The organism is Rhizobium metallidurans, from assembly GCF_014196505.1.
In the GTDB taxonomy this organism is placed as follows: domain Bacteria; phylum Pseudomonadota; class Alphaproteobacteria; order Rhizobiales; family Rhizobiaceae; genus Rhizobium; species Rhizobium metallidurans.
The window spans coordinates 131,700-144,997 of record NZ_JACIDW010000010.1 but is presented as its reverse complement, the minus strand read 5'-3'; the positions used below and the strand labels follow the sequence as shown (position 1 = coordinate 144,997).

12 protein-coding genes are annotated in these 13,298 nt (G+C 64.4%); 6 read left to right on the top strand and 6 right to left on the bottom strand.

What is annotated here, in order from left to right; translation table 11 throughout:
* Positions 1-51: 51 nt before the first annotated feature.
* Positions 52-471: a universal stress protein gene (locus tag GGQ67_RS15955; RefSeq protein WP_183901123.1), complete on the bottom strand. Its 420-nt coding sequence runs from the start codon at positions 469-471 to the stop codon at positions 52-54.
* Between the two features lie 380 nt (positions 472-851).
* Between GGQ67_RS15955 and GGQ67_RS15950 the strand changes: the two genes are divergently transcribed.
* The 3 genes from GGQ67_RS15950 (at position 852) to GGQ67_RS15940 (ending at position 4,458) form a co-directional block, all read left to right on the top strand.
* Positions 852-1,715 (top strand): VOC family protein, encoded by an 864-nt coding sequence (locus tag GGQ67_RS15950; protein WP_183901122.1) that lies wholly within the window; start codon positions 852-854, stop codon positions 1,713-1,715.
* 282 nt (positions 1,716-1,997) lie between these two features.
* Positions 1,998-3,164 (top strand): AI-2E family transporter, encoded by a 1,167-nt coding sequence (locus tag GGQ67_RS15945; RefSeq protein WP_183901121.1) that lies wholly within the window; start codon positions 1,998-2,000, stop codon positions 3,162-3,164.
* 7 nt (positions 3,165-3,171) lie between these two features.
* Positions 3,172-4,458, top strand: coding sequence for an NAD(P)/FAD-dependent oxidoreductase (locus GGQ67_RS15940; RefSeq protein WP_183901120.1), 1,287 nt, complete (start codon positions 3,172-3,174; stop codon positions 4,456-4,458).
* Between the two features lie 300 nt (positions 4,459-4,758).
* Here the strand turns inward: GGQ67_RS15940 and GGQ67_RS15935 are convergent, their stop codons facing one another.
* Both GGQ67_RS15935 and GGQ67_RS15930 read right to left on the bottom strand, forming a co-directional pair.
* Complete coding sequence (locus GGQ67_RS15935; RefSeq protein WP_183901119.1) at positions 4,759-5,595, bottom strand: polysaccharide deacetylase family protein; 837 nt, start codon at positions 5,593-5,595, stop codon at positions 4,759-4,761.
* Positions 5,596-5,680: 85 nt separating this feature from the next.
* The gene (locus GGQ67_RS15930) at positions 5,681-6,085 is read right to left on the bottom strand and encodes a DUF930 domain-containing protein (protein WP_183901118.1); all 405 of its coding nucleotides are present in this window, start codon (positions 6,083-6,085) and stop codon (positions 5,681-5,683) included.
* Between the two features lie 303 nt (positions 6,086-6,388).
* Here GGQ67_RS15930 and GGQ67_RS15925 point away from each other — a divergent pair, with 303 nt between their 5' ends.
* The gene (locus GGQ67_RS15925; RefSeq protein WP_183901117.1) at positions 6,389-8,497 is read left to right on the top strand and encodes a S9 family peptidase; all 2,109 of its coding nucleotides are present in this window, start codon (positions 6,389-6,391) and stop codon (positions 8,495-8,497) included.
* Positions 8,498-8,674: 177 nt separating this feature from the next.
* Here GGQ67_RS15925 and GGQ67_RS15920 read toward each other — a convergent pair whose 3' ends face one another.
* The 3 genes from GGQ67_RS15920 to GGQ67_RS15910 form a co-directional block, all read right to left on the bottom strand.
* Positions 8,675-10,126: a DHA2 family efflux MFS transporter permease subunit gene (locus GGQ67_RS15920; protein ID WP_183901116.1), complete on the bottom strand. Its 1,452-nt coding sequence runs from the start codon at positions 10,124-10,126 to the stop codon at positions 8,675-8,677.
* Positions 10,127-10,288: 162 nt separating this feature from the next.
* Positions 10,289-10,603: a type II toxin-antitoxin system RelE/ParE family toxin gene (locus GGQ67_RS15915; protein WP_183901115.1), complete on the bottom strand. Its 315-nt coding sequence runs from the start codon at positions 10,601-10,603 to the stop codon at positions 10,289-10,291.
* Between the two features lie 3 nt (positions 10,604-10,606).
* A complete protein-coding gene (locus GGQ67_RS15910; protein WP_183901114.1) occupies positions 10,607-10,864 on the bottom strand; it encodes a ribbon-helix-helix domain-containing protein in 258 nt (85 codons plus the stop codon).
* Between the two features lie 182 nt (positions 10,865-11,046).
* Between GGQ67_RS15910 and GGQ67_RS15905 the strand changes: the two genes are divergently transcribed.
* Together GGQ67_RS15905 and GGQ67_RS15900 are read left to right on the top strand one after the other, a co-directional pair.
* A complete protein-coding gene (locus GGQ67_RS15905) occupies positions 11,047-11,577 on the top strand; it encodes a hypothetical protein (RefSeq protein ID WP_183901113.1) in 531 nt (176 codons plus the stop codon).
* A gap of 64 nt (positions 11,578-11,641) precedes the next feature.
* A complete protein-coding gene (locus GGQ67_RS15900) occupies positions 11,642-13,141 on the top strand; it encodes a protein adenylyltransferase SelO (protein ID WP_183901156.1) in 1,500 nt (499 codons plus the stop codon).
* Positions 13,142-13,298: the final 157 nt, after the last annotated feature.

Sequence of the window (13,298 nt, the reverse complement as noted above, 5' to 3'; positions counted from 1 at the left end):
GGGAGGTCGCGGCGACCTCCCCTATCCTCCCCTCCCTTTTGCAAAGCGGCGTTACCCCTTGCGGCGATCGACCAGCACCGAGCATTTGGCGTGGCGCACGACGCGGTCAGCGGTGGCGCCGATGAAGTAGTTGCTGAAATCGGGCATGTGCGAGGACAGGATGATGAGGTCCGCCTTGTTGGCCTCGGCCGAAGCGATGATGCCGCTGGCCGGCCGGCCATGGCTGATCTCGATACGGGCGGGAATGCCGGTGGCGACGATCAGCCTCTGCAGCTTGTCCTCGGCGTCCCTGGCGGCGTTTTCGACAAGATCGACGGGAATATCGACGCCGAGATAGGTCGGCACGTCCTCGACGACATTGAGCAGGATAATCTCGCCATTGCTATCGAGCAGCGAGGCGGCCTTGCGGAAGGTCGCTTCCCCGTTGGCGAGCGCGCCGATTTCGACGGCGACGACGATCTTCCTGTACATGATGCAACTCCTCTATGACTGCATACAACGGTGACAATATCCTCCCGAAAAACATATGGCGCTTTGATCAGGATCAAGCTCACGCTTTGATCGGGATCAAGTCGGCGCCTCGATCGGGATCAAGCCCGGGCCTTGATCGCGATCAAGTCCGCGCGCGGAGGTCGTCAATGGATATTGAACGCTTCATCGTCAAAAACGGGGCTTCTGTGAACAATCGCGATGCGCCATATAGACCACAGGTACAGTGGCCAGAGGACAGATCACGCGCATGAACCGGCGGACATTCCCTGGCATTGCCATGGGCAGCAATTCGCCGCCCGAGGCAGCAATACGCCGCCGGCGCCGGTACGCCCTCCATTACCCGGGCAGGAGACCCACAGATGACCACCGAACAGACTTCCTACGCGCTGACGCGCCCTGCCTATGTCGATCACTCGCATCTCGTCGTGACCGACCTGGCGACCGTTTCGGCCTTCTACCAGTCGATGCTCGGGCTTGATGTCATCGAGAAGACGGCGAGCGGCGAAGTGCTCGGCGTCGGCGAAACGCCGCTTTTGACGCTTACGACGGGCAAGGATGTGCGCACCGCGCCGCGCAATGCCGCCGGCCTGTTCCACACCGCCTTCCTGATGCCGTCACGCACCGAGCTGGCGCGCTGGCTGCGCCATGCCGCGCACAACAATGTCGCTCTCGACGGCGCGTCCGACCATCTGGTCAGCGAGGCGATCTATCTCTCCGACCCAGAGGGCAACGGCATCGAGATCTATTCGGACCGCTCGCCGATGCAATGGAAATTCCACCAGGACGGCCAGGTGGAGATGGCGACCCACCGGCTCGACCTGCAGGCGCTCTACGAGAGCGCGCCACAGGATAGCTGGACCGGCATGGCCGAGGGCACGGCGATCGGCCACATCCACCTGCAGGTCGGCAACATTCCCGAGGCCGATCAATTCTATCGCGACGTTCTCGGCCTGACGATCATGGCGCGCTATCCGGGCGCCAGCTTCTTCGCCACCGGTGGCTATCACCACCACGTCGCCGCCAACATATGGAACAGCCGCGGCGCGGGTGCGCGCACCGAGGCGATGACCGGGCTTTCGGATTACGCGCTGCGCTTCAACGACCGGCAAGCGCTCGACAATGCCGTCGCCAAGCTCGACGAGCTCGAGATCATGAGCGAGAAGCGCGATGGCGGCGTGTTCCTGCGCGATCCCTGGGGTATCGGGCTGACGCTGTCGGCGTGATTTTCTCTCCGCCAACGTCCCTTCCGGCGCCCACCTTGCGGTGGGCGTTCTGCTTTCTGGCGACCATCGGAAAACGTCATCCAACGGGATCTGGCAGGGCCGCGACGGTGCTCCGATCGGGCACGAAACGCAGCGGCCCTGCCTCCCCGCCGTTGCGTGCTGAACAATGCGCCGGAGATGCGGCGAGAATTCGGCATTCCCACTTTGAAACGGAAGGAACCGGAACGAGTTTCGCCGCGTTCTAGCTGCGAAGCAAAAGGGCTTCCGGGGGAACGACCATTCATGGGCATTGCCAACGGCATTCGCAAACAGGCGAGCAAGATCGCCATCGGAGAGCGTCGCGTCAGCTCGTGGGCGCAAAACATGACGGCGGCGGAAGAAGCCGCGGCGCAAGCGCCGGTGCGGCGCGTGGAGAAGGATGGCCTGGACATCACCATGGCCTGGGCGATCATCGGCATCTTCGTCATCCTCGGTCTTTCGGCCGTCTACATGATGTCGCTCATCCTTATCCCGCTGACGCTTGCCGTCGTGATCGGCATGATCCTCGGCATGCTGGCGGAGAAGCTGACGAAGCTCGGCGTTCCCCGCATCACCAACGCCGTGATCCTGTCGTCATCCGTGACGCTCGTCATCTTCCTGGTCGCCAATTCGCTGGCCGGACCGCTGATGACGCTCGCCAACGAGGGGCCGGCCTTCGCCGAGAGGACGATTGCCCGGCTGATGCCCTATCTCGAGCGCATCAAGTGGCTGCATATCACGCCGGAAACCTTCCAGAGCGGCCCGATGTCGGCCGACAAGCTGCTTGAGAATACCGGCAACATCCTGCGCCTCGTCACCGCCAACCTCACCCCCGCCCTGATACAGGCGCTGATCTTCTTCGCGGCATTGCTGCTCTTCCTCGTCGGCCGCGTCAGCCTGCGCAAGTCGATCATCATGGTGTTTCGCGAGCGCTCGCAGCGGCTCACCGCCATCCGCGTCATCAGCGGCGTCGAGCAGGTGCTTGGCTTCTACTTCGCCACCGCCTCGGTGATCTATGCCTGCCTCGGCGTCGTCATGACCATCATCGCCTATGCCGGCGGGCTGTCGGCGCCGGTTCTGTGGGGGTTCTTCGCGTTTCTCTCGAGCTTCATCCCCTATCTCGGCATCGCCTTGATGACCTTCGCGATCGCGGTGGCGGGCATTCTCACGCATGACGGGCTTCTGATCGGGCTCATCCCGGCGGCGGCCTTCTTCACCGTCCACCTCGTCATGGAAAACCTGATCTTCCCGGCGGTGATGGGACGGCGGCTGGAGATCAACGCCTTCGTGGTGTTCCTCGCCATCCTGTTCTGGACCTGGATGTGGGGCGCCGTCGGCGCCATGCTGGCGCTGCCGCTGTCGCTGATCGCCATGACCATCATCGACGAGCTGTTCATCGAAGAAAAGCAGCTGCCGCAACTGCCGAAGTGAGGCCGCCATGTCCGAGATCGAGCTGAAAAGCCTGAGCCAGGATCGATTGACCAGCGGCCTTTCGCCCTGGGGCAATGGCGCGGGGCGACCCATGTTCGCGCCGCTGACCGATCATTTGCAGGTCGACGCGCTCGTCATCGGCGGCGGCGTCACCGGCGCGCTGATGGGCCAGCATCTGGCCGAGCGCGGCCTGTCGGTCGTCATCGTCGACCGCGAGCACCCGGGGCTCGGAAGCACGGCCGCCAGCACCGCGATGCTGCAATGGGAGATCGACAGGACGCTGACGGAACTCGAGCAGTTCCACGGCTTCGAGCGCGCCGCCGGCATCTACCGCCGTAGTGCCGCCGCCGTGTCCGGCCTCGCCAAGCTGATCGCCGCGCATCGCATCGACTGCGCCTTCAGGCCGCGCCGCTCGCTCTATCTCACCCGCAATCACGAGGGCGCGCGCGATCTCGCCGCCGAGGCGGAACTCAGGCAGCGCGTCGGACTGCCGAGCCGTTATCTCGAACATTGCGATCTCTTCACCGAATTCGAGATCGACCGCGACGCCGGCATCCTGTCGCGCGGCTCGGCGGAGGCCGATCCGCTGCTTCTGACATGGGCGCTGCTGCGGCTGGCGAGCAGGGACGGCGCGCGGCTCATCGACGCCTCCGTGACGAGAGTGCACAGCGAGGGCGGCCGCGTGACGGCGGAGACGGACGGCGGCTTCGTGATCGAGGCGAAGACGGCGGTGCTGGCGACCGGCTACAGCCTGCCCGACATCGCGATGCCGAAACTGCACCGCACCACCTCCAGCTGGGCGATGGCGACCGTGCCGCAGGAGCCGGGAACGCTGTGGCGCGACCAGGCGCTGATCTGGGAGGACAGCCACCCCTATCTCTACATGCGCACGACCGATGACGGCCGCATCGTCGTTGGCGGCGAGGACGACGACACGGTCGATCCGGCCAGGCGCGACGCCAAGGCGCCGGAAAAGATCATGACCATCCGCGAAAAGATGAAGCTGATCTGGCCGCGCGCCGACACCCGCGTCGCCACCGCCTGGTGCGGCACCTTCGGCGAGACCGCGGACGGCCTGCCGCTGATCGGCCCGGTGCCATCGCTGCCGCATGTCTACGGCGCCTATGGCTACGGCGGCAACGGGATCACGTTTTCCTATCTCGCGACGCAGGTGATCGGCGCGATGATGTCGGGGACCTATCGCGAGTGGTTCGACGATTTCGCGATGGATCGCGATGGGCCGGGTATCGGCGGGCGTCGGGATGCGGTGGATGTGGAGATGGTGGTGCGGTAGGTGGGTTGGGTGGTTGGGTGTAGCCGTGGGGTGCTGGCTCGCTGATCCAGGCGTTTGATATCCGCTCGCCAGATTGTGCCGTGGGATACCCCCCTCCGTCCTGCCGGGCATCTCCCCCACAAGGGGGGGAGATTGGGTGGGGGCGACCGCTCGCTCCACTTTCATTGGCTGGCTGAGAGCAAGCCACGAGTCGATCTCCGCCCTGGCGGGGGAGATGTCCGGGAGAACAGAGGGGTAACACAGGTTCTTATCTAGCGATCCGTGCTCCCGCGCCAAAGCGAACGCCAGTAGAGAGCCCCCCTACTCCGTCGTATCGTCATCCCCGCTATCCTCGACATCCTGCAGCCGCACGAACTGCGTGCCCCTGGCCTTCAGGTCGAGGATGGCCCTGGCGACGCCCTCGCCGGCGGAGCGGGTGGGCTGGTTGATGTGGGAGATGACGACGTCGCCGTCCCTGGCTGCGGCGATGCGCTTCTCGGCGGCGGCGGCGGGCAGCAGCGAGCCGCCGTCGCCGTTTACCGAATAGCCGGCGATGCGGTAGCCCATGGCGCGGATCTCGGCGATCGCGGAACGGTCGTACTTGGCTGTCGAGCCGCGAAACCAGCGCGGCGCCGGAATGCCGGAGGCGAGCATGGCGTCGACGCCGCCCTGGACCTCGAGGCGCACGGCCTCGGGAGAGCCCGCCGAGGCGATGCCGTAGATCGACACCGGCTTGTCGACGGCCGGAATATGGTTCTGGCCGTGATTTTCCAGTTCGAACAGATCGGGATTGGCGAGCATGACCTGCAACGCCTGAGGATTGCGCTTCAGCCAGCGGGCGGTGACGAAGATCGTCGCCGGAATGCGTTGCGAGACCAGCACCGAGAGAATGCGCTCGTCCGCCTTGCCCATGCAGGCGTCGAAGGTGAGCGCGACGCGGGCACGGCCCTTGATACCGGAGCGGGCGACGCGCAGCTGCGGCTCGACGAGCTTCGGCGCATCCGCCTTCGGAACGGCGGGCCCGCCCGGATACGGCACGGCAGCGACTTCCGGCAATGGGGCGGCCGGAGACGTGGGTGCGGCGGTTGCCGGCGCGGCGAACGGCGACGCGCCCAGGATGGAAAGAAGAAGCACGGGAGCGAGGATAAGGCGATTCATAACAGTGCGATGCCGTTGAAAATTCGAGCGCTGCATAATGCAAAGAGAGGCGACGCGCCAGAGCATTGCCGCCGGGGCCACGGGCTCAATCGTAGAGGTAATACTTGGTCCAGGTGTCGCGCGGAACCTTGTCGCCGATCGTGTAGCTCAGTTCGCGCACATTGATGTGCTGCGGGCCGGTGATGCAGTTGTAGGACAGGTGATACCAGTCGCCCTTGCTGCGGAACACGGCGCCGGGGGCTTCCAGCCGGTCGTCGCCTGGAATCGGGTCCTTGAAGGTGTAGGCGATCACCTTGTCGGGCTTGTAGCCGGTATCGTCCTTGTTGATTCGGCTCATCAGCTCGGTGTCGCAGCTCTGTTCCAGGCGGGTCGCGGGGTCGAGCTTTTCGAGCTGCTTCTTGATCGCCGGATCGACGGCGAAGGCGGTGGGCGCGAAGGCGGATGCGGCAAGGCTGAGAGCGGTCAGAACGAGGGCGATACGTTTCGGCATTACGGGAGAAGTCCTTTGCAAGCTCATTGCGGAACGCCGCGCGGCGGGAGCGGCCAAGGCCGTTTTCGGGCCAGCCGGCGATGGCGGAATTCCGCAGGATGAGTGGGGACTTTCTTAAATATTGTGGTCACATCAAGGCAAAACGGGCATTCCCCGGGTTTTGCACGGATGCGGTTCGCCAGCGACCGCCCGGGATCGCGCGGCCCCTTCGCATGGTGCTCTCGTGGGCGGCTTTTGGCGCTTGATCGGCGGCGCCGGCGTCTCTATCTCTTCACAACCTGAAATCCGACCCCGGAGCTTTCCTTGTCCGTCTTCAAAGATCTGCCGAACCCGCCCGTCGCACCGAAGAAGCCGCGTTCAGACACGCGTCACGGCATCACCCGCACGGACGATTACGCCTGGCTGCGCGCCGACAACTGGCAGGCGATGTTCAAGGATCCCTCGATCCTCGATCCCGAGATCCGCAAGCATCTGGAGGCGGAAAACGCCTATATGAACGCGGCGATGGAGGACACCAAGCCACTGCAGAAGACGCTGTTTGCCGAGATGCGCGGGCGTATCAAGGAGGACGACAGCTCGATCCCGATGAAGGACGGGCCTTTCGCCTACGGCACCTTCTTCGTGACCGGCGGCGAACAGCCGCGCTATTTCCGCATTCCGCGCGACGCCGACATCAAGGATGAGAGCCAGCGCACCGTGCTGCTCGACGGCGACAAGGAAGCGGAAGGCAAGGCCTATTTCCGGCTGGCCGGCATCGACCATTCCACCGACCACGATCGCGGCATCTGGGGCTATGACGACAAGGGCTCGGAGTTCTACACGCTGAAGGTTCGCGACCTGAAGACCGGCGAGGACCTGCCCGATCTGATCGAGAACACCGGCGGCGGCGGCGCCTGGGCGCCCGATGGCAAGAGCTTCTTCTATTCGGCGCTGGACGAGAACCACCGCCCCTCCAAGGTGTTCCACCACATCATCGGCACGCCGCAATCGGAAGATCGGCTGGTCTACGAGGAAGAGGATGCCGGCTTCTTCATGGGCGTCGGCGGTTCGCTGCTCGACGACTTCATCTTCATCGACATTCACGACCACGAGACCTCGGAATATCTCTTGATCCCGACCGGCGACCTCACCGCCAAGCCGAAGCTGGTGGCGGCCCGCGAAGAGGGCATCGAGTACACGCTGACCGAGGGCGGCGATGTGTTCTACATCCTCACCAACGACGGCGAAGCCAAGGATTTCAAGATCGTGGAAGCGCCGGTTGACAATCCCGGCAAGGAAAACTGGCGAGAGGTGGTGCCGCACAAGCCGGGCACGCTCATCATCAGCCACATGGCCTATGCCCGCCACCTGCTGTGGCTGGAGCGCAAGGACGGCCTGCCGCAGATCATGATCCGCGACCGGGCGACCGGCGAGGAGCACGCGATCGGCTTTGCTGAAGAGGCCTATTCGCTCGGCCTGCAGGGTGCCGCCGAATACGACAGCGACGTGATCCGCTTCTCCTATTCCTCGATGACGACGCCATCGCAGCTCTACGACTACAACATGGTGACGCGCGAGCGCACGCTGTTGAAGACGCAGGAAGTGCCCTCGGGCCACAATATCGACGACTATGTCACCCGCCGCGTGTTCGCGCCTGGTTGGGACGGCGTCGAGGTGCCGGTGACGCTGCTCTATCGCAAGGATACGCGGCTCGACGGCTCCGCCCCCTGCCTGCTCTACGGCTACGGCGCCTATGGCGTGACCATTCCGGCGAGCTTCAACACCAACTGCCTGTCGCTCGTCGACCGCGGCTTCGTCTATGCCATCGCCCATATCCGCGGCGGCAAGGACCGGGGCTTTGCGTGGTACGAAGACGGCAAGATGGAAAAGAAGACCAACACCTTCAAGGACTTCATCGCGGCGGCCGACTATCTGAATCAACAGAAGTTCACTTCCTACGCAAACATCATCGCCGAGGGCGGCTCGGCCGGCGGCATGCTGATGGGGGCGATCTCGAACATGGCGCCGGAAAAATTCGCCGGCGTCATCGCCGCCGTTCCCTTCGTCGACGTGTTGAACACCATGCTCGACGACACGCTGCCGCTGACCCCGCCGGAATGGCCGGAATGGGGCAACCCGATCGACAGCCGCGAGGAATACGACCAGATCGCAGCTTACTCGCCCTACGACAATGTGGAAGCCAAGCCCTACCCGCCGATCCTGGCGCTGAGCGGCCTGACGGACCCGCGCGTGACCTATTGGGAGCCGACCAAATGGGTGGCGAAGCTGCGCGACAAATCGACCGGCGGCGCGCCGGTGTTGCTGAAGACCAACATGGACGCCGGCCATGGCGGCGCGTCCGGGCGCTTCCAGCGGCTGGAAGAGGTTGCGTTCGAGTATGCGTTTGCGGTGAAGGTGGCGGGGAAGATGTAATCCGCTTGCGGAGTGCCGTGGGGTACCCCCCTCTGCCCTGCCGGGCATCTCCCCCACAAGTGGGGAGATTGGCTGGTGGCAGCCGCTCGCTCCAACCTTGATTGTTTGGCGCAGACCTTAACCGCGAGACGATCTCCCCCCTTGTGGGGGAGATGTCCGGCAGACGGCTGACCGCCCTCAGTGCTCGGCGTGGGCCGCCTTGTTGCCGCCGTGGCCGCTGATGTCGGCGCCGGCGGTGCGGGAGAAGCGCAGGTTCCAGAAGGTGGCGGTGAGCGAGACCGCGGTGACGAACAGGAAAGCGGCCGAGAAGTCGCGCAGTTGCGGCGTGTCGCCGCTGCCGGTTACCGTCATCGACACATGCAGCACGAAGGCGCCGACGCAGATGCCGAGCGACAGCATCAGCTGCTGGAAGGTGGTGTAGAAGCTGGTGGCCGCGCTCATCCGGTCGCGCTCGATCGCGTCATAGGCGACGGTATTGTAGGCGGTGAACTGGAACGACATGAAGAAACCGCACATGACGAGCACGGCGAAGATCAGGCCGAGCGGCCAGTCCGGCCGGAAGAAGGCGCAGAGCGCATAGCCGAAGGTAGCGGTAAAGCCGTTGAAAATGAGCGCGTTGCGGAATCCGAAGCGGCGCAGGATCCTCGGCGCGAAGGCCTTCATCGCCATGGAGCCGATGGCGGCTGCCGTCACCAGCTGGCCGGCCTTGGCGGCGGAGAGGCCGAAGCCGAGCTGGAAATAGAGCGGCAGAAGGAAGGGTTGCGCGCCCTGCGTGATGCGGGTCAGCGAACCGGCGATAACAGAGGTGCCGAAGCTCGGCACCTTCATCAGCGAGAAATCCATGATCGGCGCGGGGTGCTTTCGCGCGTGCCTGAGATAGGCGATGCCGAAGAGCAGGCCGATCGCGATGAGGAACAGCGCGAACATCCCCTCGCCCGGACGGCTGGAGCTCTCGAAGCCGAAGAGCAGCGAGCCGAGCGCGATGCCCGACAGGATGAAGCCGACCGTATCGAAGCGCTTCTTCGTTTCGCCCTTGAAGTTCTCGATGAAGATCGAGACCAGGACGAAACCGAGGATGCCGATCGGCACGTTGATGTAGAAGATCCAGCGCCAGTCGAGATAGGTGACGATCATGCCGCCAACAGGAGGGCCGAGGATCGGGCCGATCAGCGCCGGCACCAATAGCCACGACATGGCGTTGACCATGTCCTTGCGGGCGACGCTGCGCAGAAGCACGAGCCGGCCGACCGGCATCATCATGGCGCCGCCGAGCCCCTGCAGCAGGCGGGAAAGAACGAGAGACCAGAGATTGGGCGACAGCGCGCAGCAGATCGAGCCGACGACGAAAACGGCGATGGCCGAGCGGAAGACGGTGCGCGAGCCGAAGCGATCGGCAATCAGGCCGCTCGCCGGAATGAAGATGGCGAGGCTGAGCAGATAGGAGGTGAGCGCGATGCTCATCGACGGCGCGGAGACGCCGAAATCGCGCGCCATGGTGGGAAGTGCGGTGGCCAGAACCGTGGCGTCCAGCTGTTCCATGAACATGGCGCTGGCGATGATCATCGCGACGACGCGGAAATTGGGCTGGGGGCGGCCAAGGGCGGCCGCCTGGTAGATCTGATCCGACATCGTCCGGGATCGCTCGCGAATACGCGGCTCAAGCGCAGAGGCAATCGCCGCGGCATGAAATGGCTTGGCGCCAAGGGTGAATGAAGTTTTTATATACGCCCGCAAATGTGGCGGGGTTATGCTTAAATGGCAAGGCTGATGTGACCTCAGCGTATGGGTGTATCAGCGATGGTCGCGCATCAGCGTTTCGTAGTCGCGACCGCCGGAGAAGATGTTGGTGATGAGGATGGTGTCGGCCTCGACACGATAGAGTATGACGATGCTGCGCTCGAAAACGGCCATCCTGAGGTCGAGCCCCAGGTCGGCGCGCGAAACCCCGCCGAAAGGCGCGTCGGCTATATGTTCGCAGCGCTCATAGAGACGGTCAATATAACGCTCGGCCGTCAGCGGGCTCTGACTGCTGCCCAATACATAGCTGAATATTTCCGCGATACCGGTGAACGCCGCTGGCAGATATTCCACCCGGTAGCCGCTCATCGCTCACCGGTGCTTTTCGTAGAGTGCGTCGATCGCGGCCCGCATCTCCTGGCTGCTCAGGCTCGGCCTGGGATCATCGAGCGATTCCCGCACCCGCGCCCTGATGGCGGCGATGCGTTCCTTGTGCTCTTCCTCCTGGCGCATCCAGGCGCGCATGGCGGCGCGGATGACTTCGCTGGTCGAGGCGAAGGCGCCGGCGTCGATCTCGGCATTGATCACATCGACCATTTCAGCCGGCAAGGTGATGCTGAGCTTTTCCATGTTCGTCTCCCGCGTCCTGGCGTCTGGAGGTACGATTTTATCCTACCACCCCGGCCAGCCCGCAGCAATCGGGGCGCGGCCTACCTCCTATGTCCGAATTGCCTTCGCCGCCAAGGCGCTCAAGCTCGCATCGAGGAGCGCCGACGCGCCAGGGCCGCCGGCGAAAACGAGAGCGGGGGCACATGCGTCTATATCTCATCACGGCAACCGCCGTTCTTATCTCGGGCAGCGCGCAAGCCTACCAGAAATGCGGTGGCAGCCCATCGGTCGACATCTCCTGGGAGACATCGGTGCTCAGCGTCAACGGCACCTTCTATCAGATGAAAAGCGAGAGGCTGGGCAAGAGGAGTTCGCGGCTTGTCGGCCACGACATGGTGTTCGTGCGAAGCAAGGGCAGCCAGGTCCTGATCCGCAACGGCGGCAGCACGCGCTACGACTGCGAAAAGGCCGAGGGCGAGCTGCAGGCGGCGAACATCGTTCCCTATCGCGCCAACACGATCGTCAAGTCCGCGTCGCCGGTCGAATTCCCCGACGACACCGGCACCAGCGCGCAAGCGTCTTCCCGTGACGGTAGCAAGGGTGGCGGTGGCGGCGGCAAGGGCGGCGGCGGCAAGGGCGGAGGCGGTGGCGGCAAGGGCGGCGGCGGTGGCGGTGGTGGCGGCGGTAGTGGTGGTGGTGGTGGCGGTGGCGGTGGCGGCGGTCGCAATCGATAACGCCTGGCGCGCGCAAGGCACTTGGGCGCTTGCGCCGGGAGTGGCCGAGCCCTACCTAATGCCTATGACCATTCTTTCGGATGCACCCACGTCCCGCCCCTTTCCCTTCGACAACAGCTATGCGCGGTTGCCGCGGAACTTCTTCGCGCGGCAGGCGCCGTCCTCGGCCGCCGAACCGTGGCTGATCAAGCTCAACGAACCGCTGGCCGACGACCTCGGGCTCGACGTCGAGGCTCTGAAGCGCGATGGCGCCGCGATCTTTTCCGGCAATCTCGTGCCTGAGGGCGCCGATCCGCTGGCCATGGCCTATGCCGGGCATCAGTTCGGCAGCTTCGTGCCGCAACTGGGCGACGGGCGGGCGATCCTGCTTGGCGAGGTGATCGACAAACACGGAAAGCGCCGCGACATCCAGCTGAAGGGTGCCGGGGCCACACCGTTTTCGCGGCGGGGCGACGGGCGCGCGGCGCTCGGGCCGGTGCTGCGCGAGTATATCGTCAGCGAAGCCATGCATGCGCTCGGCGTGCCGGCGACGCGGGCGCTGGCCGCCGTCTCCACGGGCCAGCCCGTCTATCGCGAACAGATCCTGCCGGGCGCCGTCTTCACCCGCGTGGCGGCGAGCCATATCCGGGTCGGCACCTTCCAGTTCTTCGCGGCGCGCGGCGATACCGAAGGCGTGCGGGCACTCGCCGATTATGTCATCGACCGGCATTATCCGGAGCTGAAGGACGGCGCCAATCCCTATATCGCGCTGTTCGAGGCTATCGCCGAACGGCAGGCGGCGCTGATCGCCAGGTGGCTGCATGTCGGCTTCATCCATGGCGTGATGAACACCGACAACATGACCGTTTCGGGCGAAACCATCGACTTCGGCCCCTGCGCCTTCATGGACGCCTACGATCCCGGCACGGTGTTCTCCTCGATCGACCAGAACGGCCGCTACGCCTATGCGAGCCAGCCCGGCATCGGCCAATGGAACCTGGCGCGGCTCGGTGAAACGCTGCTGCCGCTGATCAACGCCGATCAGGAGAAGGCGGTGGAGACCGCCAATGTGGTCATCAAGGATTATGGCGAACGCTTCCAGCTGCACTGGATGCGGGGGATGCGCGAAAAGATCGGTCTTGCTGATGTGGAAGACGACGATCTCTCGCTGATCCAGTCGCTGCTTTCGACCATGCAGGCCGGCCAGGCCGATTTCACGCTGACCTTCCGGCGCCTGTCGCATCTGGCCGTCGACGACGGCGCCGAACACGCGTTCCTCAAGACGTTCAGCGACGGCACGGCGGCGGCGGAATGGCTTGCGCGCTGGCGGGAGCGACTTGCGCGCGAGACGACCACCGGCACCGAACGCGGCGTCGCCATGCTTGGCGTCAACCCCGCCGTCATCCCGCGCAATCACCGCATCGAGCAGGCGATCGTTGCCGCTGTCGAGGATGCGGATTTCTCGCTGTTCGAAGCGCTGCTCGACGTGCTCGCCAAACCCTATGAGGAGCGCGCGCAATTCGCCGCCTATATGGAGCCGCCGAAGCCCGAGGAGCAGGTTCTGCAGACATTTTGCGGAACGTGATCGCTCGGTTTCCACTACCGAGACGCTAGCGTTTGCCTGACGTCTTGTCGCGATCAAGGCGCCGGGATTTCATGGCTTTTATGTGGCGTCCGGCGCGGTCTGCCTTCAGTGATCGCCCGTAAATCCGTATTCCGCCATCTATTTTAGACCCTTGCCG

Bases quoted from the DNA above. Each gene is read 5' to 3' on its own strand.
- GGQ67_RS15945 (WP_183901121.1), top strand. From the start codon at position 1,998: ATGGGCATTGCCAACGGCATTCGCAAACAGGCGAGCAAGATCGCCATC.
- GGQ67_RS15915 (WP_183901115.1), bottom strand. From the start codon at position 10,603: ATGAGCGGCTACCGGGTGGAATATCTGCCAGCGGCGTTCACCGGTATC.
- GGQ67_RS15920 (WP_183901116.1), bottom strand. From the start codon at position 10,126: ATGTCGGATCAGATCTACCAGGCGGCCGCCCTTGGCCGCCCCCAGCCC.
- GGQ67_RS15955 (WP_183901123.1), bottom strand. From the start codon at position 471: ATGTACAGGAAGATCGTCGTCGCCGTCGAAATCGGCGCGCTCGCCAAC.
- GGQ67_RS15905 (WP_183901113.1), top strand. From the start codon at position 11,047: ATGCGTCTATATCTCATCACGGCAACCGCCGTTCTTATCTCGGGCAGC.
- GGQ67_RS15940 (WP_183901120.1), top strand. From the start codon at position 3,172: ATGTCCGAGATCGAGCTGAAAAGCCTGAGCCAGGATCGATTGACCAGC.
- GGQ67_RS15900 (WP_183901156.1), top strand. From the start codon at position 11,642: ATGACCATTCTTTCGGATGCACCCACGTCCCGCCCCTTTCCCTTCGAC.
- GGQ67_RS15930 (WP_183901118.1), bottom strand. From the start codon at position 6,085: ATGCCGAAACGTATCGCCCTCGTTCTGACCGCTCTCAGCCTTGCCGCA.
- GGQ67_RS15910 (WP_183901114.1), bottom strand. From the start codon at position 10,864: ATGGAAAAGCTCAGCATCACCTTGCCGGCTGAAATGGTCGATGTGATC.
- GGQ67_RS15950 (WP_183901122.1), top strand. From the start codon at position 852: ATGACCACCGAACAGACTTCCTACGCGCTGACGCGCCCTGCCTATGTC.
- GGQ67_RS15935 (WP_183901119.1), bottom strand. From the start codon at position 5,595: ATGAATCGCCTTATCCTCGCTCCCGTGCTTCTTCTTTCCATCCTGGGC.